This is a genomic window from Achromobacter sp. E1 (genome assembly GCF_037039475.1).
Lineage (GTDB): Bacteria > Pseudomonadota > Gammaproteobacteria > Burkholderiales > Burkholderiaceae_B > Achromobacter > Achromobacter mucicolens.
The window spans coordinates 1,201,529-1,223,510 of sequence record NZ_CP146253.1 but is presented as its reverse complement, the minus strand read 5'-3'; the positions used below and the strand labels follow the sequence as shown (position 1 = coordinate 1,223,510).

The window sequence follows — 21,982 nt, the reverse complement described above, 5'->3', positions numbered from 1 at the left end:
GAGCGCACATGCAACCCCATCCCGTCCTGCGCGTGCAAGACCTCACCACCTGTTTCGACGGCGACGACACGACCGTGCTGGCCGTCGACAAGCTCTCGTTCGACCTTCTGCCCGGAGAAACCCTGGGTCTGGTGGGCGAATCGGGCTGCGGCAAGAGCGTCACGTCGCTGTCCATCATGCGGCTGCTGCGCGCCCCCGGCCGCGTCGCCAGCGGCAGCATCGAATTCGACGGCAGCGATCTCCTGGCGCTGCCCGAGAAATCGATGCGCGCCATTCGCGGCAACAAGATCTCGATGATCTTCCAGGAGCCCATGACCTCCTTGAACCCCGTGATCACGGTGGGCAAGCAGATCAGCGAGTCGCTCATGCTGCACCAGGGCCTGTCGCGGCGCGAGGCGCTGACGCAGGCCGAGGCGCTGCTGGACCTGGTGCAGATCTCCGACCCGGCGCGCCGCGTGCGCGAGTACCCCTATCAGCTCTCGGGCGGCATGCGGCAACGCGCCATGATCGCCATGGCGCTGGCCTGTCAGCCCAAGGTGCTGATCGCCGACGAGCCCACCACGGCGCTGGACGTCACCATCCAGGCGCAGATCCTGCACCTGTTGCGCGATATCCAGGCGCGCCTGGGCACGGCCATCGTGCTGATCACGCACGACCTGGGCGTGGTCGCGCAGATGTGCCAGCGCGTGATCGTCATGTACGCCGGCCGCAAGGTCGAGGAAGGCAGCGTGGACGACGTGCTGGACCGTCCGCAGCACCCGTACACGCAGGCGCTGATCCGCTCGCTGCCCGACTTCGTCGACGGGCAGGACCACACCGCGCGGCTGGCCGAGCTGCCCGGCATCGTTCCGGTGCGCACACCTGCCTCGCGCGGCTGCGCCTTTGCGGCGCGCTGCCCCGAGGCCCAGCCGCGCTGCACCGAGGAAGCGCCCGGCGCCACCGACGCGGGCGCCCGCCACCGCGTCTGGTGCTGGGCCCGCCAGGACGCACCGGCACCCGCCGCCCTGACCGCCTGAGACGCATGAGACCCGCCATGAACCTGCACGACATTCCCCTCGCGTCTTCCGTGCCCGCCGCCGCCGCGGTGCCCATGCTGGAAGTCATCGGCCTGAAGAAGCACTTTCCCGTGGATAGCGGGCGCGGCGCCAAGGTGCTGCGCGCGGTCGACGGCATCTCGCTGTCGGTGCCGCGCGGCCAGACGCTCAGCCTGGTCGGCGAGTCCGGCTGCGGCAAGTCCACCACCGGCAAGTGCCTGATCCGCCTGACCGATCCCACCGAAGGCCGCATCCTGCTGGAGGGCGAAGACCCCGCCAAGATGAACAGCAGCCAGCTGCGCGCCATGCGCCGCCGCATGCAGTTCATCTTCCAGGACCCGTTTTCGTCGATGAATCCGCGCATGCGCGTGCGCGACATCATCGGCGAGCCGCTGCGCAACTTCGGCCACGACCGCGAGGCCATCCGCGAACGCGTGTCGCAGCTGCTGGCGCGCGTCAGCCTGCGGCCCGACGCCGCCGACAAGTATCCGCATGAGTTCTCGGGCGGCCAACGCCAGCGCATCGTGATCGCGCGCGCCCTGGCGCTGGACCCGGGGCTCATCGTCTGTGACGAGCCCGTGTCGGCGCTTGACGTATCGGTGCAGGCGCAGGTCATCAATCTGTTGATGGACCTGCAGCGCGACCTGGGACTGACCTACGTGTTCATCTCGCACGACCTGAGCGTCGTGCGCCACATCAGCCACCGCGTGGCCGTGATGTATTTGGGCAAGATCGTGGAGATCGGCACGCGCGATGCGATCTTCGACCGTCCGGCCCACCCTTACACCCGGGCGCTGCTGGCGGCCGTGCCGTCCGCGCGCCACGGGGAGCGCACCCCCGTCGAGGTGCTGAAGGGCGAAATCCCCAGCCCGCTGTCGCCCCCGTCCGGATGCGCGTTCCGTACCCGCTGCCCCATGGCGCAGCCGCGCTGCGCCGAAGAAACGCCCCAGCCCCGCCAGATCGCCGCCGAACAGCAGGTCGCCTGCCACTTTGCCTGATCCCCATTGCCCGATCCCACCTTGCCGGAGAACCGCATGTCCCAGCCCGACGCCACCCCGTTTGACTACATCCTCGCCGGCGGCACCGTCATCGACGGCACCAACGCCCCGGGCCAGCGCGCCGACGTGGGCGTGCGCGGCGACCGCATCGCCGCCGTGGGCGACCTCAGTGGCAGCGCCGCGCGCCGCCGCATCGACGTATCGGGCAAGGTGGTGGCCCCCGGGTTCATCGACTCGCACACGCACGACGACAACTACCTGCTCAAGCGCCGCGACATGACGCCCAAGATCTCGCAGGGTGTCACCACCGTCGTCACCGGCAACTGCGGCATCAGCCTGGCGCCGCTGGCCCACGCCCACGCCAGCCCGCCCGCGCCGCTGGACCTGCTGGACGAAGGCGGCTCCTACCGCTTCGAACGCTTCTCCGACTACCTGGACGCGCTGCGCGCCACGCCCGCCGCCGTCAATGCCGCCTGCATGGTCGGCCATTCGACGCTGCGCGCGGCCGTCATGTCCGACCTGCAGCGCGCCGCCACGCCCGACGAAGTGCAGGCCATGCAATCGCTGGCCGACGATGCGCTGGCCAGCGGCGCCATCGGCATCTCCACCGGCACGTTCTATCCGCCGGCGGCCCAGGCCACCACCGAGGAAATCATCGAGGTGTGCCGTCCGCTGAACACGCACGGCGGCATCTACGCCACGCACATGCGCGACGAAGGCGAACACATCGTGCAAGCGCTGGAAGAGACCTTCCGCATCGGCCGCGAACTGGACGTGCCCGTCGTGATCTCGCATCACAAGGTCATGGGCCAGCCCAACTTCGGGCGGTCCGCCGAAACCCTGCCGCTGATCGAAGCCGCGATGGCCAAGCAGGATGTCTCGCTGGACGCCTACCCCTACGTGGCCGGATCCACGATGCTCAAGCAGGACCGCGTCCTGCTGGCCGGCCGCACCATCATCACGTGGTGCAAGCCGTACCCGGAGCTGAGCGGCCGCGACCTGGACGAAGTGGCCGCCGAGCGCGGCAAGTCCAAGTACGACGTGGTCCCGGACCTGCAACCGGCCGGCGCCATCTACTTCATGATGGACGAGCCCGACGTGCAGCGCATCCTCAAGTTCGGCCCGACCATGATCGGCTCGGACGGCCTGCCCCACGACGAGCGCCCGCATCCCCGGCTGTGGGGCACCTTCCCGCGCGTGCTGGGCCATTATTCGCGAGACCTGGGCCTGTTCCCGCTGGAAACCGCCGTCTGGAAGATGACGGGCCTGACCGCCGCCAAGTTCGGCCTGGCCGAGCGCGGGCAGGTGCAGCCCGGCTACTTTGCCGACCTCGTGGTCTTCGACCCGGCCACCGTGGCGGACGCCGCCACCTTCGAACGCCCCACCGAACGCGCGGCCGGCATCCACTCGGTCTACGTCAACGGCGCGCCCGTCTGGGAGGAGCAGGCCTTCACCGGCCAGCACGCCGGCCGCGTCCTGGCCCGGACCGCCGCCGGGAGCGGCGCATGAGCGCCCGCAAGCTCCACCTAGCCGTCGCGCAGCTGGGCCCTGTGCAGCGCAGCGACACCCGTGTCCAGGTCGTGCGCCGCCTGATCGACCTGCTGGAAGACGCGCATAGCCGCGGCGCCGCCTGGGTGACGTTTCCGGAACTGGCCCTGACCACGTTCTTTCCGCGCTGGTCCCTGGACGATCCCCGCGAAGTGCAGGAATTTTTCGAGACCGAGATGCCGGGCCCGCTGACCCGCCCCCTGTTCGACGCGGCGCGCGACAGGGGCATCGGCTTTTACCTGGGCTACGCCGAGCTCGCGGACGGCGCGCAGTACAACACCAGCATCCTGGTGGGCCGCGACGGGCAGATCGTGGGCAAGTACCGCAAGATCCACATCCCCGGCGACGCGCAGACTGTCGACGGCGCGCCCTTGCAGCACCTGGAAAAAAAGTACTTCGCCGTCGGCGACCTGGGATTTCCCGTGTGGCAGACCCCGGACGCCGCCATCGGCATGTGCATCTGCAATGACCGCCGCTGGCCCGAGACGTTTCGCGTCATGGGCCTGCAGGGCGTGGAGGTCGTCATGGCCGGCTACAACACGCCGTCCGGCTACGTGCAATGGAACGAGCCGATCCACCTGCGCATGCACCATCACCTGCTGTCGCTGCAGGCCGGCGCCTACCAGAACGCCTGCTGGGTGGCGGCGGCGGCCAAGGCCGGCGTCGAGGAAGGCAACCCGATGATCGGCGGATCCTGCATCGTCGCGCCCACCGGCGAAATCATGGTGCGCACCTTTTCCGAGGACGACGAGGTCATCAATTTCGTCTGCGACCTGTCGGTGTCGGATCACTACCGCGCCAACATCTTCAATTTCGCCGCCCACCGCCGGCCCGAGCATTACCGGATGATCGTCGAACGCACCGGCGCCCAACCGCCCGCCTGATCCGGCCCACCCCTTACAATCCGGCTACACGCGGCGGGGCTTGCGGGCCCTGCCCCTGCCTTCAACCCTATCAGCCAGACCGCTACATGGCCCCAACCGGCAACACATCCCCGCCCGAGATCGTGGGCAAGGAAGAAATGGGCGCCCGCCTGCGCGCCGAGCGCAAGGCCAGGAAAATGACCTTGCAGGCGCTGTCCAAGGCCAGCGGCATCGCGGTATCGACCCTATCGAAGGCCGAACTCGGCCAGATCGCCCTCAGCTACGAGAAATTCGCCGCCCTGGCCCGCGCGCTCGACATCGACATGACCCGCATGTTCATGCTGCGCGACGCCGCGCAGGCCGCGGTTGCCCCCACCTTCGTCAAGAACCGGCTCAGCGACGCCCGCGACTACATCACCGAGAACTATCACTACCGCCTGCTGATGGGCGAATACCCCGGCAAGAAGATGCTGCCGATGGTCGCCATGATCGACTCGCGCAAGGTGGTGGAATTCGAGGACTACATTCGCCATCCCGGCCAGGAATTCGTCGTGGTCCTGTCGGGCAAGGTCCGCATCCAGTTTGAAAATGGCGACAGCGTCGTGCTGAACCGCCTGGAATCGGCGTACTTCGACAGCAGCATCGGGCATGTGTATCTGTCGCTGAGCAGAAAGCCGGCCGAGGTGCTGGCGGTGTGCAGCGACATGGACGACGTGCCGGACAGACTGAAGGGCTGAGCGCTTAAGCGCCTAAACGCCTAAACGCCTAAAAGCCTAAAGGCGCCGTGCGCTCGCGGCCAGCAGCTTTTTCGTCATCGTGTCGTAGCGTCGCAGGATACGCCGGCCATTGAGCGCCTTGCTCCACGAATACACGGGAATCAGCTGCTTGGAGCCGTAGCCGTCCACCAGATAAAGGCCTTCCCGCCCTTCGGCATTGAAGCCCACGACGATATTGCTGGCGCTGACGTCGTTGAAAATGACGTGCGCATCGATCAGCGCCATGATGAAGTCATGCACGCGATGCCGCAGTTCTGGGGAAAACCCGTGCCGCGCCACTACCTCTTTCAGCGTGGGCGCCAGGTTCCCGTGGGCGTCGACGATGCGCTCGACCACCAGCCCCAACCCCTTCGAGGTCAACATCAGGCCAAAGATGCGCGCCATGAGCACATTGCCCACATGCGCCCCTTGCCGCGCGGACGTTGCGATGTACTCGACGGTCTCCATGATGAACACCCGGTGCGCGTCATCCCGCTGAAAGCGCTTGTACCAGGCCCGCTTGCGGTCCGGCTGGCTGCGGCGCGCGCCATTGATGATCTTGATGAGCAGCGAGCTGTCGGCCGGGTGCAGATACACGTCCCGTTCGCTGCCCGCCGCGGCGATCGAGAGCGGTCTCAAGTCCAGGACGTCGAAGGGACTGGCCGCCCACGCGGCATGAAACGTCATCCGCGGCAGGACGCTCAGATCATTCGGTAGCGGGGTCAGTTCGGCAATATCGCGCCGGACGGACGCATTTGGCATGGCAATCTCTGGAGACGACTGCTGCACTGTGTCGTTGAAAACTTGCGGGGTAGCGCGGCGAACCGTTCTATCCAAACGAACGGATGCAGGATGGCGCAGGCGCGTGGTGGCCATATGGTATGCGGGCATCTGCCCGCGCACAAGCGCGCGTTTGGCACGGCCGACCCGCGGATTTCGCCGGAATGGGCCCGGTTACCTAGACGATCCCGGGCGGCGGCCGATTGTTTCCCGACATGGAAATCTGTTTTCCAGGCCAATCCGGAAACATTTTCCGGATTGGCTGGCCGATACGCCTCAATTATTGAGAAACACGTTCGCGCGATCCGGGGCCTGGGATTTCTCGGCAGCGGCCGATGCGCGCTTCGGAGCCGGCCTGGCGGCCGCCGGCGCCTGGACCTTCCTGTCGGTCTTGCGCACGATGTAACTGCCGCCTTCGTTCAGGGTGCCCGATGCCATCTTCAGGAAAGAGAACTTGGGCTTGACCTCCGTGACGCGCCCCAGCCCCACTTCGGATTCCATCGCACCCAGGGATTCTCCGCTCTGCGGATCGCGCAGCTCTTCGCCCACCAGGAAGACCGCGTAGGTGTCGCCCGCTGCGATGCCGCCTTCTCCGCGATTAATGATGGCCGTATCGCCCATCACCTTGATGACCTGCATCGGATAGATCGCATCCACCATGCGGGCAACCAGCTTGTCGGCGGCGCCGCCGACCAGCTTGTTCAGGGTATCGGCGCCCACACTCGTGGCGCCCGCATAGTTGCCGCCGAACTTCTGCGACCCCGACCATTTGATCTTGCGGGAAGAGAACTCGATCACTTGCAATTGCAGCGTGCCGCTGGCGCTGCTGTTGACCAGGACTTCGCCCGTCATGGCAATGGTTTCGCGCTGGTTGTTGCTGACGCCAAGACTCTGCAACTGGGCCACCACCAGATAATCGGCGCCACTGGCCTGCGACAGGCGGGCGACCTCGGGATTGGCCGCCGCGTCGCCCAGGATGAACTCCTTCTCATCCTGGAAGAGCCTGTCGTTTTCCCGATTCAGCACATCGAAGCGCCGCGTGCCCACCAGCGATTCGCCGACGGTCTGGATCAACTGAGGACGGAACTGCCTGCTGTTGCTGACCACGACCACGCTACGGCGGTTGCTGTCCGCGCCCAGGCGTTCGTATTTGGCGTAGCGCAGCGTGACGGTGGCTTCCCAGCCGCGGCCCGGAAACTCAGCCACGTTGTTGACGTCGTAACCGAGAATCGGCGCATTCTGCGGCGTATTGAGCGTCTGGCGAATGTTCTTGTTCATGGCGCTGACGACCGTGGAATGATCCTGATTGTCCACGGACGCATCGACAGACACGTTCTGCGTCACGAACTGCGCCGACAGGCGCACGCCAAACGCCTGCCCGGCCGCGCTGACCAGCGCGGCCTGAATGGCTTTTTCGCGGCTCATGCCCTGGCCATCGGCCGTCACGGTAGCCTCCGTGACTTGCGCCTGGGCGCTCGGCATCAGGCCAAGACAAATTGCCAACGAAACCAGCAGGGTCGAAAGAACGGCTTTCATGCAGTGATCCTGTAGGGGCGGTCAACCGCCGTTAAAAGTCATGCTTGCTGTTGATGGACTTCGACGAGCGGTTCTGGTCGGTAGCCGTGGCGGCCGCGCCGTTCGGCTGCGCGCCGTTGCCGCGCCCGCGCATCTGCGCGTCGATGGCGTTGGCGTTCTCCAATTGCCCGTACGTCCACCCCACCACGGTTCCCACGTGTTCAACGCCGTTGCCGTCCTGGGTGGACCAGCGCTTGACGACGCTGGTGCCGCGCAATTCGCCGCTTGCCGAGGCCGTGCCGGTGCGCGACCGCTTCTGGATCGTTTCGGCGATCTGTTCCTTGATCTGCTGGCTCTGGCCAACCTTGCCGTTCTCGATCTCGGTAACCTGGCGGGCCAGGTCTTCGTTGACGTCGCCCGTCTCCGTGTTCTCGGAGATCTGGATGTTGTTGTTCATGAAAGCAACGATGTTCGCCTCGGCCATCGCCTGCGCAATGCCTTGGGCCGTCTGCTTGGCGCGAATCGCGCGCGACGCGCTCCAGCTCGGGTCCATCGGCACCGAAGCGCGGCCATAGGAAAGCAGCATGGGACGACCGGCCTCGTCGTAGGTAAATCGCAGGCCAACCTCGTTCAGATAGCCCTTTTCATTGGCGGGCAGCAGGTCCTTGAGCACCTTGGGGTCGCCCTTGACCAGCGTCGGCCGCTTGCGCGCGATGTCCTGCGCAAATTGTCGGGTCTTTTCGGACTGCACCGCAATCACCGCCACCAGCATGGCCTTCTTGCCATTTGCCGTCTGCGAGAAGATGCGCGTCTGCACCGGCACCAGGCCTTGCATGTTCTGGTAGGCCGACTTGGTGACGCTCTTGCTCAGATTGTCCTTGAACAGCGTTTTCTTCTGTTCCACGGTCATCTTCTTGACGTCCTCCGCCGGGACGCCTTCCTCGACCAACGCGTTATCGAGTTTCTTGTCGAGCAGCGTCAGCGCCTTGTCGATCAAGGCTTCCAAGCGTCCGCCACCGGCTTTCAGCGCGGCTTCAAGCTCTACCGGATCGAAGACGTCCTTGTTGCTGGACTGGTCCTCAAAACGCGTCAGGATCGTCTGGGTGGTCAGGCGGCCATAGGTCGACAGGATGTAATCGGCCTGCATGTCGAACACGGCGCGCTCGTAGGCCAGGGCCAACTGCGTGCCGTAATGCGGATTGGCCGCACTGTCGACCGACAGCGGCGCAAAGCCGGCGTAGAAGACTCGCCCATCCTGGGCCTTGCCCATCGCCTGGCCGAACTGCTCTTCGAATTCGGCCACCCAGTCTTCGTAGCTCTGGACGGGCTCATCGCCCATGGCATTGGCGCCCGTGGCCTTGTCAAGCAGCGCCTCCGGCGCCTGGCCGGGAACGGGGGTCACGGCGAGCGCGCCCGCTGCGGGCTGTGCTGCGGGCTGTGCCGGGGTTTGCGCCAGCGCGGTCTGCATCGGTGTGCCGGCTGCGGCAAGCAGGGACAACGCCAGGACGATCGGGGTGAATTTGGACATGACGCGGCCTCTTACCAAGCGAAATTCTGATTCGGCCCCAGCTTCTCGATGGGGATCAGGGATTGGAAAATTTCCAGGCCGGTATCACGCTCAACCACGCGGAAATCAAATTCGTACTCCAGCTGCTGCTGCTTCTGCGCGCCGTCGACAACCGTGCGCTGACGGATCGCGCCCCCCATTTCCAGGTCGGACGCGACCACGGTGCCGTTACGGGCGACCGTCTTCTGGTTGAACATCTTGGACTTGCTGAGTTGACGCGAGTCCTTCACGAAGTCCGTGCGTTCGGCGCCCGTCGCGCCGGTAAAGATGAATTGGCCGGTCTTCGTCAGTGCGATCTTCATGCGCGAGGTCATGCTGGCGGTGTCGATGCGGAACGTCGTGTCGTTGACCACTTCGCCCATCTGCACGACCCAGCGGCCGCCGCCCGGCTTCTTGGCGTAGGGAGATTCCAGGAACTCCTGCACGGCCTTCTTCGACGCGTATTCAAAATCCGTGTTCTGCAGACCGAAGGACACCATGCCCGGCTGGCCGGTGCGGCTGAGATCGCCATTCGGGTTGCTGGAAACCACTGCCATGTTCTGGCAGCCCGCCAGCGACAGCGCCAGGAGGGCGATGAGAGATGCTTTTTTCATGGATGTTTGATGCTCAGTTTTCAACATATATGCGCACGATGGCGCGCGTGGCCAGGGGATCCATGGCCGTGGACTGGATGATTTCCTGACGCCGAGGGTCCAACGCCAGGCCATCGACGACCTGGGCGCCGTTGACGACGCGGCGTCCGCAATCGTCAAACCACTGGACCGCGTATCGGACGCGCAGAATCACGCCGAAGGGATGGGGATCGCGCGCGTTGCGGACAGAGAACTGCACCGCCTTCATGCCGTTGCGCAGGTCAATCAACGCCGCGCCCTCCACCGCTGCCCCTTGCGGGCTGGCCTCATCCACGACCTGAAGGGCCGTTTCGGGGGCCAGTGTCATGTCGCAGGTGATGACCCGGGGCGCCGCGAGCGGCACACGTGTTTCCCCCTGCACCCCGCCAGCAATCCCCGCCAACAGGACGATGGCCAATCCTTGAACAAGCGGCCGCATGTCAGAGACCACCGGCAACTTTCACCGGCGCGGCAGCTTGGGTGACCGGCGCCTGGGCCGGCAGCGGCTGCACGTACACAGCCGGCTTGCCCGCCGTGCCGGACGCTTTCACCAGCACCAGCGTATTGACGTCTTCCTGCAGCGGGATCTGTGCAATGGATTCGCCCTGGGCGGCGGCCAGCGTCAGCAGACCGTCTTTCGGGCGGTCGACCACCACCATTTGCAGCGTGTCAGGCAGATTGGCCCACGCGCGAACGTCCGCCTTGGTCAAGGCGTACTGCACGGCGCCGGTTCCCAGCTTCAGCAGCCCGGCCACCAGCGGATCCGCCTTCTGCTTGTCGATCTGGTTGTTCACAGCGGCCTGGGCGGTGGTCTTCAAGACCGTTGAAATCACGGCTTTGGCCACCACGCCCTTGTAGCCGGCATCGAACTCCAGCCCGGCCACTTCGTTCAGGTCGGTCAGGACTGCGGTTTCCTGCTGCGTCTTGCCCGAACCCACCTTCAGGCTGCCGTAGGCGGCCTGTCCGCGCACAAACTGGGGCAGCGCGATGCCGCTATAGGTGACCTTGTCGCTGACGATGAACAGGGGCAGGTCAATGCGAAACTCCTTGAACCCGGGTCCGACGCCGTCTTCGTACAGCACGATGACCTTGTTCTTCAACACGCCTTTGCCCTGCTGCAGCTCCCGGCTCAGGTAGGCAAGGACCGCATTGCCGCCGCGCGTGGCGCTGGCGGCGTTGGCGCTTTTCAACATGTCCCGGGACACGTTCGAGCGTTTGTCGGACGTGGACGAGGACGTCGCACGGAAGACGGCGCTCATGGCGTCGCCGGCCGACAGGCGGATCTTCGACGACTTCAATCCACTAGGCAGATCTTTCACGCCGTCGGCGATCTTCGGGCCCACCTCGCCCAGGCTTTTCTTGGCGCCTTCGCTCTTCTCGTCGGCCAGACCGGTCTTCACCGACGCGTTGACGGTATCGGAATAGGCTTTGAGCTGGGTCTGCGCGTTGCCCTGCCGGACCTGCAAGCGGTTGAAGTCCACCCGGGCATTGCTCTCGTCGCCCAGCATCAGATGGTTGATGGCCTGGTAGTAGTCGACGAGCGAGCCTTGGTAGATCTTGCCCTGATAGGCGCCGAACGCGCTGCTGGTCAGGGTCGTGCCGATCAGGTTGGCGACTTCGGCCGGCGTTTCGACCGTGTCTTCCTTCCAGTTCAACTGGGTTGCCGCGGCGTTGAAAGCGTCGCGGCTCAGCGCCCACATGCCGGCGTCGTTGAACGCCTTGCCCGCTTCCAGCGCGTCCAGCAGGCTGGCCGGGTCATACGTCGGTTGGCCCTTCGCGTCCAGGTAGCGCGCGGCATACGCCTGGTAATCCGACGCGGCGAGATGGATGGAAGCGTCTTTCTCGCTCACGGTCCGCGTTCCCGCGCAACCTGACAGCACGGCAACAGCCGCAACCAGCACCCCCTTTCCCACCCACCCCATGCGGCGCATCCTGCTCTCCTTGTAGTTAATTCAAATACTTGGTTACATAGATCGGGTGCGATGGTAACACATGGTTATTTTTAAGCACATTTCAAGCGTTATTTGTATCCCGCTTGTGACAGGTCGGGGGGCTTCAGCGCGCGCGCCCAGGGCGTGAGCGGTTTGCGGAGGAGATCGGGAAACGGACGGGGAGTCACAAGGGGATCGCGCCGTCAGGACGAGCAGGCGGATAGCGGATCGAGGGGGGATGTCGCCGGGGCGGTGGGCGAGGACGACGGCGGGGATGCAACCGAGCCAGGCGGAGCCGGCCGATGGGGTGCCGAGCCCGGCGGAGCTTGATACCGTCTGAACAACAAAAAACCCGCATCCTCAAAGAGAGATGCGGGTTCATTGCGAGGAATTTCTTGGTGCCGACGGCGAGACTCGAACTCGCACAGCTTTCGCCACTACCCCCTCAAGATAGCGTGTCTACCAATTTCACCACGTCGGCTTGACCACTCCAACAAGGCGAACCTTGCTGGAAAGTCGAGCATTCTATCACGTAATTTTGAAAGCGGGAAAGCCGTCCCGCTTTATCCGTGAAGCGGCTGACGCGAGGGTCATCGCTGCCCTCGCGCCCTGCCCCGCCGATCAGTTGATCTGCAGATTCGTCGCCTTGACCACGTCGCCCCATTTGCGGGTTTCGCTTTCCATGAACGCCTTGAACGCCTGCGGGGTGTTGGGCGGCGGGGGAAGCAAAAAGCCGTTGGTCTGGTAGCTGGCGGCCAGCGCCGAATCGGAGGTCAGGGCCTTGTTGATGGCAGCGTTGACCTTCTGCACGATCTCCGGCGGCGTGCCGGCGGGCGCGAACAGGCCAAACCAGGCCGCCACGTCAAAGCCCGGCACGCCGGACTCGGCGATAGTCGGGATTTCGGGCGCGAACGGCACGCGGCTGCCGGTGGTGACGGCCAGGCCCGTCAGTTTGCCGGCGCGCACGTGCGGCAGGAGCGGCGGCAGGTTGTCGAAGATGGAGTCCACCTGGCCGCCCAGCAGGTCGGCCACGGCCGGACCGCTGCCGCGGTACGGAACGTGCAGGATGTCGATGCCGGTCTTCATCTTGAAGAGCTCGCAGCCCAGGTGGGCGGACGAACCGTTGCCGGGCGAGGCGCAGGTCAGCTTGCCGGGATTCTTCTTGGCGTACTCGATGTATTCCTGCACGGTCTTGACCGGCACGTTCGCATTAACCGCGAGAATGTTGGGTACCACGTTCAGCAGCGCGACCGCGTCCAGGTCCTTGAGCGCGTCATAGGACATCTTGGAATACAGCGACTGGTTGATCGCCGTGGAGATAGATCCCACGAAGAACGTGTAGCCGTCAGGCTGCGCGCGGGCGACGGTCTCGGCGCCGATGTTGCTGTTGGCGCCCGGCTTGTTCTCGACCACGAAGGTCTGGCCGAATTCCTTGCCCAGCACGTCCGCGATCATGCGGGCGCTGATGTCGGTCGTGCCACCCGGCGCGTAGCCCACGACCAGCCTCACGGGCTTGGTGGGATAGCCGTTTGCCTGGGCCTGGACGGGACCGGCCACGACACACGCGAGCGCCGCGGCAACGCCTGCCAGCTTGGAATAGATTTTTTTCATGTTTCCTCCTGTTGAAAGCGGTGGGGCGCGACGTTAAGCCGCGCCATTTCTTGTTGTTGTCCGGGCCGTGCGGCCCGGTGGGAATCAGACGGCCGGCCGGGAGCTCCAGGGTCCGGCCGCTTGCACCGGCGCGATCAGGTCCGGCGTGACGTCGGCCAGCGTGGAGCAGCCCAGCAGCGCCATGTTCGTGGAAATCTCGCTGTGAAAGATCCGCGCGACCTTGCGGATGCCGGCGGCGCCCGCCACCGCCGCGCCAAAGAGCTGCGGGCGGCCGGTGAACACCATTCGCGCGCCCAGGGCCACGGCCTTGAGCACGTCGGCGCCGCGCCGGAAGCCCCCGTCGACCATCACGGGATAGCCTTCGGGCACCGCGGCCACGACATCGTGCAATGCCTGCAGCGGCGAAATGCAGCCGTCGAGCTGTCGGCCGCCGTGGTTCGAAACGATCACGCCGTCCGCGCCCGCCGCATGCGCCATCCGCGCATCGTCGGGGTGCATGACCCCCTTGAGCACCAGCTTGCCCGGCCAGTTCTCGCGGATCCAGCGGATGTGTTCCCACGACAGCTTGTCGCGCTCGCCGCGAAAGCCGTTGGGCGGGTCCTGCGTGATGGGCGGGCCGATCTCTTCATACAGGTTCGAAAACCGGGGCACCCCGCTGCCCAGCAACGTACGCATGAAGACGTTCAGCGTCCAGCCCGGATGCAGCATGCCGTCCAGCACGACGCGGCCGCTCATCTTGAACGGGACGGTGAAGGCCAGCCGTTGCAGGTTCTCGCGGTTGGCGCCCACGCAGGTGTCGATGGTCACCACCAGCACTGGAATGCTGGCCGCGCGCAGCCGCGCCAGCAGCTTGCCGATGCGATCGATGTTGCCCGGCAGATAGGCCTGGTACCAGCAGCGGTTGCCGGTCGCCTCCTGCAGGCGTTCGAGCGGCACGCTGGAGGCGCCGCTGATGATGAACGGAATCCGAGCCTCCTGGGCCACGCGCGCCAGCGCCAGATCGCATTCGTGCATGACGATGGCCGAGAAGCCGGTCGGCGCGAACCCCACCGGCATGGCGTAGTCCTGGCCGAACAGGCTGACCTGGCTGCTGCGCTGGTCCACCACGCGCAGCCCGCGCGGCCGAAAGCCGATGTCGCGCGGGGCGCGCACGCTCTCGGCCAGCGACGCGCCGTCTTCCGTGCCGCCGCAGATGTAGCCTTCGACGCAGCGCGGCATGATGCGCCGCGCCTCGCGTTCGAAGTCACCCACCGACAGGCAGCGATCCAGCCGGCTCATGCGTCCACGGGCGCGGCGAGCGCCTGCAGGCAGGCCTCGAGCGAGCGCGCCTGCGTGTCGTCGTAAAGGGCCAGCTCGTCCAGCACGCGGGCGCCCAGCGCGGCTTCAAATGCCGTCTGGCTGGCATTCTGCGCGTACTCGGCCTGCGCCTTGTCGCCCAGGTTCGACTGGAAGATGCCGGCCGCGCTGACCGGCAGGAAGTCTTCATACACCAGCGGTTCGTATTGGATGAACCCCGCGTCGATCAAGGCGGACAGTTCAGACGTCTCCGGCGTGCCGGCCTTGCCCGTCAGGAAGTAGCGGAAGTACGCCAGCCCCTGGTCATGCAACGCCGCGTAGTTGTCGGGAAATGCCGCAAAGCAATCCTGCAGGTTCTGCATGTAGGCGGCCGCGTTGCCTTCGTTGGGCGCGCCGCTGATGCGGCTGCGGGCCAGATCCAGCAGCTGGTCGTACAGCGCGCGGCCCTTGCGGGTCAGCGCCACGCCACGCTGCTCGATCTCGCCAAAGCGGGCCGTGTGGCTGCCCACCGCACTGGTGCCGTCGGCGCCCGCAAAACGCACGGGCTCTTCCAGCGCCTTGAAGCTGGTCTGACGCAGCAGGATCGGGCACTTGCGCGGCGGCGGGCCTTCGATGACGGCCTTGGCCGACACGCCGCGCCGCGGCATCTCGGCCTGCGCTTCGTCGATGTCCAGCGTGCGCGGCGTCAGGTGGTTGATGTGCGGACCCTTGAACGCCACCACGTCGGCGATCAGGCGATGCTGGCCGTGCAGCTCGCGGTAGTCGTCCAGGCTGACCGTGGACTCGCTGTGCCAGCGGAACGTATGCAGCGCCTCGGCGACAAACTCGCGCGCGTCGGCCTCGGTCAGGCCGCCTTCCGCCTCGAAGCGGGCGGTCAGCACCAGCGCGCGGTCCGTGAAGATCTGGCGCGCCGCCAGGATGCGGGCGGCCTTCTCGCGCAGCGCCACGTCATCGATCAGTTCCAGGCGCAGCAGCGACGTGAAAACGCGGAACGGGCTGGCCTGCAGCGCCGCCTCGTGCGTGGCGCGAAAGGCCGTCGAATGCACGGGCACGCCCGCAGGCGACAGATCGTAGTAGCCGACCGGCTGCATGCCCATCACGGCAAACACGCGGCGCATGTTCGCCAGTTCCTCGGGCGTACCGACGCGGATCGCGCCGTGGCGTTCGATGTCCAGGCGTTCGATCTCGCCGGTGCGCGCCAGTTGCGCGGCCAGTACCGGCTGCTCGGACATCGTCCGCGCATTGACCTGCGCCACAAGGTCCAGCAGGGTGTCGTACAGCGGGACTTCCTGCTTGTACATGTCGGACATGGCGCGCGAAAACCAGGCGCGGATCTGATCGGGATTGACGAAGTTCTGACTCATGGCGGGCTCGGCACATCGGTAAACAAGGATGGCCCGCATGAGATCACGCCCGCCGGGGCTCGATCAAATGAAAAAAATCGGCTTAATCAGTCCGTTTTTTCATGGATTGCCCGCGCGTGCCGCCCCGCGCCTCCTGCTGGCGCGCCTCGTCGCGCACCCACGCGACGAACTGCTTGATCTTGGGCACCTCGGCGGAGTGTTCGGAGTACGCCACGAAGTACGCGCCGTCACTGGGCTGCACGTAACCCCAAGGAATGACCAGCTTGCCGGCTTGCAGCTCTTCCTCGGCCAGCAGACGCGGCGTGAGCGCGATGCCGCAGCCGCCCTCGGCCGCCCGCACGCACATGTAGAAGGTGTCGAACCGCGGACCGTGATAGCTGCTGTCGGACTGAAACTGCTGATGCGAGAAGTAGTCGTGCCACGCTTCGGGACGCGACGCGCACTGGATCAACGTCTGTTGGCTCAGTTCGTCCAGGCTGGCGATCCGGCCGCCGCGCAGGAAACCGGGCGCGCACACCGGCACGACATCCGCCTCGAATAATTCCAGGCACTGCGCGCCGGGCAACGTGCCATGGCCAAAGAAGAACGAGATGTCGATCTTGGCCTGCATCAGGTCGAACGGGCGGGTTTCGCTGCGCACCTTGACCTGGATGTCCGGATGCGCGGCCATGAAACGCTGCAGCCGCGGGATGAGCCAGCGCGAGCCGAAGGTGGGCTGGGTGCCGATTGTCAGCACCTGCGTTTCACTGCCGTAGGTCAGGATGTACCGCGAGGACATGTCCACCTGGTTCAGGATCGTCCTGACCTCGGATTGGTACAGCGCGCCGGCCGGCGTCAGTTGCAGCCGGCGGCGCACGCGCAGGAAGAGCGGATTGCGCAGCAGCGCCTCAAGCTGCGCAATCTGCTTGCTGATCGCGCTTTGCGTCATGTGCAGCTCTTCGGCGGCACGCGTGACGCTCATGTGCCGCGCCACCGCCTCGAAACACTGGAGCGCCATCATCGACGGCATCAATCGCTTTTCCATGGTTTCCCCACGCGGATCGCTTCAATATCGCAAGCACAAAAAAAGCCGGCTTGCGCCGGCCTTTCTGCTGCAGTCCCTTACTTTGCCGGAGCGGCGGGCGCTTGCGCCGGCTTTTCAGCGGCAGGCGCAGCCGGCGTGGCCGGGGCCGCGGGCACGGAGGCGTCGGGCGTGGCGGGAGCCGGGGTGGCAGGCACCGACGACGCGCCCGGCACGGACGATGCGCCCGGCGTGGCGGGCACCGAGGCGCCCGGGGCCTGCGGAACCGAACGGTCGGCTGGGAAGCTCTGCATCACGCCGGAATCCACGGCGGGACCGCTGGTGCCTTTGTGGCTGAAGTAAGCCAGGCCAGCGGTGGAGGCAAAGAACACGACTGCGGACCACTTGGTGGCGCGCGACAGGAAGTTCGCCGCGCCAGTGGCGCCGAACAGGCTGCCCGACGAGCCGCTACCGAAAGCGGAGCCCATGTCGGCGCCTTTGCCCTGCTGAAGCAGGACCAGGACGATGATAGCCAGCGCCGAGATCACTTGGACGGCCAGCAGAATTTTGAGCATCAGGGGCATTACAGACTCCGGAACGGAAACTTAGATGGCGGCAATTCGCAAAAACTCTTCGGCCACGAGCGACGCGCCGCCGACCAGGGCTCCGTCGATATCAGTCATGGCGAACAAACTGGAGGCGTTGGCGGCCTTGACGCTGCCGCCGTACAACACCTGAACCTGAGCAGCGCCGAGCGCGCGCAGGGCGGCGCGGATGGCGCCATGGACTTCCTGGGCCTGCTCCGGCGAGGCCGTGCGGCCGGTGCCGATAGCCCAGACGGGTTCGTAAGCGAGAACCATGCTCGAGACGGCGTCGGCGCCCAGCGCCAGCACGGGCTTGAGTTGACGTTCGATCACGGCCAGCGTGTTGCCGGCTTCGCGGTCAGCCAGGGATTCGCCCACGCAGACTACAGGCGTCAGGCCGGCGGCCAGCGCGGCCTGCGCCTTGGCGGCCACGATCTCGTCGGTTTCGCCGTGCAGGACGCGGCGCTCAGAATGGCCGGCCAGCGCCCAGCGGCAGCCGAACTCTTTCAGCATCGAACCGGAGACTTCACCCGTGTACGCACCCTTGTCGTGCGCGCTGACGTCTTGCGCGCCCCAGGACACGCTGCTGCCGGTCAGGGCCGACGCGGCCTGCGCCAGGTAGGGAAACGGAACGCAGATGCCGATTTCGCAGTGGCCCGCCGCATCCGCGGCACGAAGCTCGGTCAGCAACGCGGCGTTCTCGGCGAGATTGCCGTGCATCTTCCAGTTGCCCAGCACGAGGCGGGCGCGATTTTCGACTGAAGTCATGGCGAATTTGTCTGACGATTGGGTCTGAGGTGGGAGGACCTGTTACAGGGGCTTTGTGCAGCAACCGCCCACGGGCCTGCCTGGAAAAAATTCCAGGCGAAACCCGAGATTGTATCCTGTTGCGCGGCGATACGCCGAACGCCGCGCGTTTCTTACATGGTCAGGATGATTTTGCCGATGTTTTCCCCGCCTTCCATCATGGCGTGCGCCTTGGAGGCTTCGGCCAGCGGGAAGGTGGCATGGACGATGGGCTTGATGGCCCCTTTTTCCAGCAACGGCCAGGCGTGCTCGCGCAGGGCACGCGCGATGGCACCCTTGAAGGCCACCGGACGGGGACGCAAGGTCGAGCCGGTGATGGTCAGGCGGCGGCGCATGACCTGGGCGGTATCCACATTGGCGTGCGAGCCTCCCAGCTGCGCAATGATGACGATGCGGCCGTCATCGGCCAGGCACTGCATGTCGCGGGCGATATAGTCGCCGGCCACCATGTCCAGGACCACGTCCACGCCGCGTCCGCCGGTGGCGTCCAGCACTTCCTTCACGAAATCCTGCGTCTTGTAGTTGATGCCCTTGTCGGCGCCCAACGCCTCGACGGCGCGTGCGCGATCATCGCTGCCGACGGTCGCATACACCTTATGCCCCATCGCACGCGCCAGCTGGATGGCCGTGGTGCCGATGCCGCTGGCGCCACCGTGAACCAGCAGCGCCTCGCCCTCGGACAGGCGGCCGCGATCGAACACGTTGCTCCACACCGTGAAATACGTCTCGGGCAGGCCCGCAGCCTCGATGTCGGACAAGCCCTTGGGAATCGGCAGGCACTGCGCCACGGGCGCAACGCAGTATTCGGCATAGCCGCCGCCGGCCACCAGGGCGCAGACCTTGTCGCCCACGGCAAAACCGCTGCCAGCCACGTCGCCGCCAACGATCTCGCCGGCCACTTCCAGACCCGGCAGATCGGACGCGCCACGCGGCGGGGCATAGTTGCCCTTGCGCTGGAACACGTCGGGGCGGTTGATGCCCGCAGCGGTCACTTTGATCAGAACTTCGCCGGCGCCGGCCTCGGGCGTGGGACGTTCCACGGGGACGAGGACCTCGGGGCCGCCGGGGCGGGTGATTTCAACAGCGTGCATCGCGTGCCTCCTTTGCAGCAAATGGATTATTATTGCGCCCTTTGCGGCATATCGTGGCTTCGATCGGGCAGAATGTTTGCCTGGCGGCCGCGATATCTGGGTGACCACCCAGGCAAGCCCCCCGGAAGCGTGGCAGAGTGGTCGATTGCACCGGTCTTGAAAACCGGCAACGGGCAACCGTTCGTGAGTTCGAATCTCACCGCTTCCGCCAGAATCAACGGCAACTGTCCCCTTCGGGCGTACCATGGACGGGAGATTCCCCCTGGAGGTTGCCATGTACAAGCACATACTCATCCCCATCGACGGATCCAGCCTGGCCAATTCCGGCCTGGAGCAGGCGCTTGCGCTTGCCCGCGAGTTGGGCGCCAGCGTCACGGTCCTGACCGTGTACAGCCCTTTCCAGATGCCTTCCATGGAAACCGTGCAGCTCGAAGGCATGCGGGGCGTCTACGAAAACCAGGCGCGCGAACTGGCCAGTTCCTACTTGTCCGAAGCCGCCGGCAAGGCCAGCACCGCGGGGGTGGCCTGCGTCACGGAAATGCGCGAAAGCGAGTCGCCGTACCAGGTGATCGTGGACGTGGCCATGACGCGCAATTGCGACCTGATCGCCATGTCCTCGCATGGCCGCGGCGGCATGGCTGCTCTGCTGCTGGGCAGCCAGACGCAGAAGGTGCTGGCGCACAGCACGCTTCCGGTTCTGGTGTATCGCTGAGCTACACGGCCGCGTAGGTCTTGGGAATGCCGGCGGCGGCCAAGCCGCTGCGCAGTCTTTCCTGCGGCAGTGAATCGGCCAAGAGCGGGCGCGCCGCCAGCAGGCGGGACAGGTCGACACCGGTCCGAAAGCCCATGCTTTCCAGCATGAACACCAGATCTTCCGTGACGATGTTGCCCGACGCCCCCGGCGCGAACGGGCATCCGCCCAGGCCGCCCAGGCAGGAATCGAAGGCGCGGATGCCCTCGTCCAACCCCGCCAGCGCGTTGGCCAGGCCCAACCCCATCGTGTCGTGCAGATGCAGCTTGGTCAGCCGCGCCCCCACCGCGTCCTGCGTGGCCCGCACCGCCTCGCGCACCCGTCCCGGGTGGGCATAGCCCACGGTATCGGCCAGGGCGATTTCGTCGGCGCCGGCCCGCGCCACGGCTTGCGCCACGTCCGCCACGCGCCGCACGGGCACCTCTCCTTCCATCGAACAACCGAACGCCGTGGCAACGGCCGCGTCGATGCGCATGGGCCGCGCCTGTGCGCGAACCCAGTCGACGATGGCGGCCAGCATGTCGACCTGCGCGTCGGTGCCCTTGCCGACGTTGGCGCGGCTATGCGTGTCGCTGACCGACACCGGAAACGCCAGCACATGCGCGCCCGCCTCATATGCCGCGATCGCGCCCTTCAGATTGCAGGCCAGCGCGCACACGGTCAGTCCGTCGATCTTCAGGGCCTCGGGCAGGATGTCGCCGGTGTCCGCCATCTGCGGCACGAGGCGCGGCGACACGAAGCTGCCCACCTCGATCTCTCGCAGGCCGGCATCTGCCAGTTGCTGGATCCAGCGCAGCTTGTCGGCGCCCGCCATCATGCCATTGGCCATCTGCAACCCGTCGCGCGGCCCGACCTCGCAAAGCCTGACTTCCTGGTTCATATGCGTTCCCGTGATCCTATTGCTGAATGACGATGCCGGCGCTCTTGATGGTTTGCCGCGCCTTGCCGATGTCCGACTGGATCAGCGCCGCAAACTGCGCGCTGGACACCGGATCGGTCTCCAGTCCCTGTGCCGCCAGCGCGTCCTTCACGTCCTGCCGGGCAAGCAGCTTGTTGAAGTCGGTGTTCAAGCGAGCCACGATGGCGTCGGGCGTCTTGGCCGGGGCAAGCACGCCGTAGTAGGTCACCACGCTGAAGTCCTTGTAGCCCAGCTCGGCCACGGTCGGCACGTCGGGCAAGGCGGGATTGCGCTTGGGCGAAGTCACCGCCAGCGCGCGCACCTTGCCGGACTTGATCAGCGTGGCCGCCGAGGAAATCGACGAACCCGCGAACTGTAAATGGCCGCCCATCAGGTCGGCCAACGCCGGGGCGGACCCTTTGTAGGGCACGTGCTGCATCTTGAAGCCGGCTGCGTGCTGCAGCATCTCCATGGCGATGTGCACGCCGCCGCCCGTGCCCGACGTGCCATACGAGATCTTGTTCGGTTCCTTCCTGGCCGCCTCGATCACCTCGGGCAGCGTCTTGTAGGGCGATCCCTCGGCCACCAGCAGCACCATCGGCGTGGTGGCCACCAGCGCCACGGGCGTCAGGTCCTTGACGGGGTCGTAGGCCACTTTCATCAGCAGCGGAATCAGCGTGACGTTGTCGGACTGGCCGATCACCAGGTCATAGCCCTGCGCTGGCGACCGCGCGGCCTCCGCAAGGCCCAGCGCCGTGCCTGCGCCAGGCTTGTTCTCGGGCACCACCGCCCAGCCGTTCAGCTCGTGCAGCTTGGTGCTCATCAGGCGGCCGATGTAGTCGGTGCCGCCGCCTGGCGTGGACGGGATGATGATGCGGATGGGCTTGCTGGGATAGTCCTGCGCGTTTGCAGCAAATGCCACGGCCAATGCGGCTAGCGCAACGAGTTTGCGGATCATGGTTGTCTCCTCTTTGATGG

21 protein-coding genes and 2 tRNA genes are annotated in these 21,982 nt (G+C 65.9%); 7 read left to right on the top strand and 16 right to left on the bottom strand.

The genetic code is table 11. The features are described 5' to 3' along the window. Positions 1 to 8 precede the first annotated feature (8 nt). The 5 genes from V6V88_RS05595 (at position 9) to V6V88_RS05575 (ending at position 5,180) form a co-directional block, all read left to right on the top strand. Positions 9 to 1,016 (top strand): ABC transporter ATP-binding protein, encoded by a 1,008-nt coding sequence (locus V6V88_RS05595; RefSeq protein WP_338618274.1) that lies wholly within the window; start codon positions 9 to 11, stop codon positions 1,014 to 1,016. A gap of 17 nt (positions 1,017 to 1,033) precedes the next feature. After that, positions 1,034 to 2,032, top strand: coding sequence for a dipeptide ABC transporter ATP-binding protein (locus V6V88_RS05590; RefSeq protein WP_338618271.1), 999 nt, complete (start codon positions 1,034 to 1,036; stop codon positions 2,030 to 2,032). A gap of 36 nt (positions 2,033 to 2,068) precedes the next feature. After that, a complete protein-coding gene (locus V6V88_RS05585) occupies positions 2,069 to 3,541 on the top strand; it encodes a D-aminoacylase (RefSeq protein WP_223574479.1) in 1,473 nt (490 codons plus the stop codon). Beyond that, positions 3,538 to 4,464 (top strand): N-carbamoyl-D-amino-acid hydrolase, encoded by a 927-nt coding sequence (locus tag V6V88_RS05580; protein ID WP_056321559.1) that lies wholly within the window; start codon positions 3,538 to 3,540, stop codon positions 4,462 to 4,464. Before V6V88_RS05585 ends, V6V88_RS05580 begins: the two co-directional genes overlap by 4 nt. Before the next feature lie 86 nt (positions 4,465 to 4,550). Continuing rightward, complete coding sequence (locus tag V6V88_RS05575) at positions 4,551 to 5,180, top strand: XRE family transcriptional regulator (protein ID WP_056321556.1); 630 nt, start codon at positions 4,551 to 4,553, stop codon at positions 5,178 to 5,180. Between the two features lie 36 nt (positions 5,181 to 5,216). On the opposite strand, the gene V6V88_RS05570 is transcribed toward V6V88_RS05575, so the two are convergent. The 14 genes from V6V88_RS05570 to V6V88_RS05505 all read right to left on the bottom strand — a co-directional run bounded on the left by V6V88_RS05570 (position 5,217) and on the right by V6V88_RS05505 (position 19,355). Beyond that, the gene (locus tag V6V88_RS05570; protein ID WP_223574475.1) at positions 5,217 to 5,960 is read right to left on the bottom strand and encodes a YrbL family protein; all 744 of its coding nucleotides are present in this window, start codon (positions 5,958 to 5,960) and stop codon (positions 5,217 to 5,219) included. A 294-nt stretch (positions 5,961 to 6,254) separates the two neighbouring features. Beyond that, positions 6,255 to 7,514, bottom strand: a complete 1,260-nt coding sequence (locus V6V88_RS05565; protein ID WP_223574473.1) for a hypothetical protein — start codon at positions 7,512 to 7,514, stop codon at positions 6,255 to 6,257. A gap of 31 nt (positions 7,515 to 7,545) precedes the next feature. Continuing rightward, a complete protein-coding gene (locus V6V88_RS05560; RefSeq protein WP_223574471.1) occupies positions 7,546 to 9,021 on the bottom strand; it encodes a DUF6844 domain-containing protein in 1,476 nt (491 codons plus the stop codon). 11 nt (positions 9,022 to 9,032) lie between these two features. Beyond that, complete coding sequence (locus V6V88_RS05555; protein WP_056321546.1) at positions 9,033 to 9,653, bottom strand: hypothetical protein; 621 nt, start codon at positions 9,651 to 9,653, stop codon at positions 9,033 to 9,035. A 13-nt stretch (positions 9,654 to 9,666) separates the two neighbouring features. Continuing rightward, positions 9,667 to 10,110, bottom strand: coding sequence for a hypothetical protein (locus V6V88_RS05550; RefSeq protein WP_155721872.1), 444 nt, complete (start codon positions 10,108 to 10,110; stop codon positions 9,667 to 9,669). A 1-nt stretch (position 10,111) separates the two neighbouring features. Then, positions 10,112 to 11,521, bottom strand: a complete 1,410-nt coding sequence (locus tag V6V88_RS05545; RefSeq protein ID WP_223574469.1) for a hypothetical protein — start codon at positions 11,519 to 11,521, stop codon at positions 10,112 to 10,114. Between the two features lie 477 nt (positions 11,522 to 11,998). Continuing rightward, positions 11,999 to 12,083: transfer RNA gene (locus V6V88_RS05540), tRNA-Leu, on the bottom strand. 140 nt (positions 12,084 to 12,223) lie between these two features. After that, positions 12,224 to 13,213: a tripartite tricarboxylate transporter substrate binding protein gene (locus tag V6V88_RS05535; protein ID WP_063954148.1), complete on the bottom strand. Its 990-nt coding sequence runs from the start codon at positions 13,211 to 13,213 to the stop codon at positions 12,224 to 12,226. Between the two features lie 84 nt (positions 13,214 to 13,297). After that, positions 13,298 to 14,491, bottom strand: a complete 1,194-nt coding sequence (locus V6V88_RS05530; protein WP_338618257.1) for an alpha-hydroxy acid oxidase — start codon at positions 14,489 to 14,491, stop codon at positions 13,298 to 13,300. Next, entirely contained in the window at positions 14,488 to 15,873 is a 1,386-nt protein-coding gene (locus V6V88_RS05525) for a VOC family protein (RefSeq protein WP_338618256.1), read from the bottom strand. The genes V6V88_RS05530 and V6V88_RS05525 overlap by 4 nt, the downstream gene beginning before the upstream one ends. Before the next feature lie 82 nt (positions 15,874 to 15,955). Continuing rightward, positions 15,956 to 16,897: a LysR substrate-binding domain-containing protein gene (locus V6V88_RS05520; protein ID WP_338618254.1), complete on the bottom strand. Its 942-nt coding sequence runs from the start codon at positions 16,895 to 16,897 to the stop codon at positions 15,956 to 15,958. Between the two features lie 77 nt (positions 16,898 to 16,974). Further along, positions 16,975 to 17,457 (bottom strand): preprotein translocase subunit SecG, encoded by a 483-nt coding sequence (gene secG / locus V6V88_RS05515; protein WP_062840449.1) that lies wholly within the window; start codon positions 17,455 to 17,457, stop codon positions 16,975 to 16,977. Between the two features lie 21 nt (positions 17,458 to 17,478). Further along, positions 17,479 to 18,225, bottom strand: coding sequence for a triose-phosphate isomerase (tpiA, locus tag V6V88_RS05510; protein WP_338618252.1), 747 nt, complete (start codon positions 18,223 to 18,225; stop codon positions 17,479 to 17,481). A gap of 152 nt (positions 18,226 to 18,377) precedes the next feature. Next, a complete protein-coding gene (locus V6V88_RS05505; protein WP_338618251.1) occupies positions 18,378 to 19,355 on the bottom strand; it encodes an NAD(P)H-quinone oxidoreductase in 978 nt (325 codons plus the stop codon). A gap of 123 nt (positions 19,356 to 19,478) precedes the next feature. Here V6V88_RS05505 and V6V88_RS05500 point away from each other — a divergent pair. Then, positions 19,479 to 19,566, top strand: a tRNA-Ser gene (locus V6V88_RS05500). 63 nt (positions 19,567 to 19,629) lie between these two features. Beyond that, positions 19,630 to 20,067, top strand: coding sequence for a universal stress protein (locus V6V88_RS05495; RefSeq protein ID WP_062840446.1), 438 nt, complete (start codon positions 19,630 to 19,632; stop codon positions 20,065 to 20,067). A 1-nt stretch (position 20,068) separates the two neighbouring features. Here V6V88_RS05495 and V6V88_RS05490 read toward each other — a convergent pair whose 3' ends face one another. Together V6V88_RS05490 and V6V88_RS05485 are read right to left on the bottom strand one after the other, a co-directional pair. Beyond that, on the bottom strand, positions 20,069 to 20,986 hold the full coding sequence (locus V6V88_RS05490) for a hydroxymethylglutaryl-CoA lyase (protein ID WP_338618250.1): 918 nt from the start codon (positions 20,984 to 20,986) through the stop codon (positions 20,069 to 20,071). Positions 20,987 to 21,002: 16 nt separating this feature from the next. Then, complete coding sequence (locus tag V6V88_RS05485; protein ID WP_338618248.1) at positions 21,003 to 21,962, bottom strand: tripartite tricarboxylate transporter substrate binding protein; 960 nt, start codon at positions 21,960 to 21,962, stop codon at positions 21,003 to 21,005. Positions 21,963 to 21,982: the final 20 nt, after the last annotated feature.

Excerpts from the sequence above, each read along its gene's own strand:
- V6V88_RS05580 (WP_056321559.1), top strand. The coding sequence starts at position 3,538 with ATGAGCGCCCGCAAGCTCCACCTAGCCGTCGCGCAGCTGGGCCCTGTG.
- V6V88_RS05555 (WP_056321546.1), bottom strand. The coding sequence starts at position 9,653 with ATGAAAAAAGCATCTCTCATCGCCCTCCTGGCGCTGTCGCTGGCGGGC.
- V6V88_RS05505 (WP_338618251.1), bottom strand. The coding sequence starts at position 19,355 with ATGCACGCTGTTGAAATCACCCGCCCCGGCGGCCCCGAGGTCCTCGTC.
- V6V88_RS05535 (WP_063954148.1), bottom strand. The coding sequence starts at position 13,213 with ATGAAAAAAATCTATTCCAAGCTGGCAGGCGTTGCCGCGGCGCTCGCG.
- V6V88_RS05485 (WP_338618248.1), bottom strand. The coding sequence starts at position 21,962 with ATGATCCGCAAACTCGTTGCGCTAGCCGCATTGGCCGTGGCATTTGCT.
- V6V88_RS05550 (WP_155721872.1), bottom strand. The coding sequence starts at position 10,110 with ATGCGGCCGCTTGTTCAAGGATTGGCCATCGTCCTGTTGGCGGGGATT.
- V6V88_RS05575 (WP_056321556.1), top strand. The coding sequence starts at position 4,551 with ATGGCCCCAACCGGCAACACATCCCCGCCCGAGATCGTGGGCAAGGAA.
- secG (WP_062840449.1), bottom strand. The coding sequence starts at position 17,457 with ATGCCCCTGATGCTCAAAATTCTGCTGGCCGTCCAAGTGATCTCGGCG.
- V6V88_RS05585 (WP_223574479.1), top strand. The coding sequence starts at position 2,069 with ATGTCCCAGCCCGACGCCACCCCGTTTGACTACATCCTCGCCGGCGGC.
- V6V88_RS05590 (WP_338618271.1), top strand. The coding sequence starts at position 1,034 with ATGAACCTGCACGACATTCCCCTCGCGTCTTCCGTGCCCGCCGCCGCC.
- V6V88_RS05570 (WP_223574475.1), bottom strand. The coding sequence starts at position 5,960 with ATGCCAAATGCGTCCGTCCGGCGCGATATTGCCGAACTGACCCCGCTA.
- V6V88_RS05520 (WP_338618254.1), bottom strand. The coding sequence starts at position 16,897 with ATGGAAAAGCGATTGATGCCGTCGATGATGGCGCTCCAGTGTTTCGAG.
- V6V88_RS05595 (WP_338618274.1), top strand. The coding sequence starts at position 9 with ATGCAACCCCATCCCGTCCTGCGCGTGCAAGACCTCACCACCTGTTTC.
- V6V88_RS05490 (WP_338618250.1), bottom strand. The coding sequence starts at position 20,986 with ATGAACCAGGAAGTCAGGCTTTGCGAGGTCGGGCCGCGCGACGGGTTG.
- V6V88_RS05565 (WP_223574473.1), bottom strand. The coding sequence starts at position 7,514 with ATGAAAGCCGTTCTTTCGACCCTGCTGGTTTCGTTGGCAATTTGTCTT.
- tpiA (WP_338618252.1), bottom strand. The coding sequence starts at position 18,225 with ATGACTTCAGTCGAAAATCGCGCCCGCCTCGTGCTGGGCAACTGGAAG.
- V6V88_RS05560 (WP_223574471.1), bottom strand. The coding sequence starts at position 9,021 with ATGTCCAAATTCACCCCGATCGTCCTGGCGTTGTCCCTGCTTGCCGCA.
- V6V88_RS05495 (WP_062840446.1), top strand. The coding sequence starts at position 19,630 with ATGTACAAGCACATACTCATCCCCATCGACGGATCCAGCCTGGCCAAT.
- V6V88_RS05525 (WP_338618256.1), bottom strand. The coding sequence starts at position 15,873 with ATGAGTCAGAACTTCGTCAATCCCGATCAGATCCGCGCCTGGTTTTCG.
- V6V88_RS05530 (WP_338618257.1), bottom strand. The coding sequence starts at position 14,491 with ATGAGCCGGCTGGATCGCTGCCTGTCGGTGGGTGACTTCGAACGCGAG.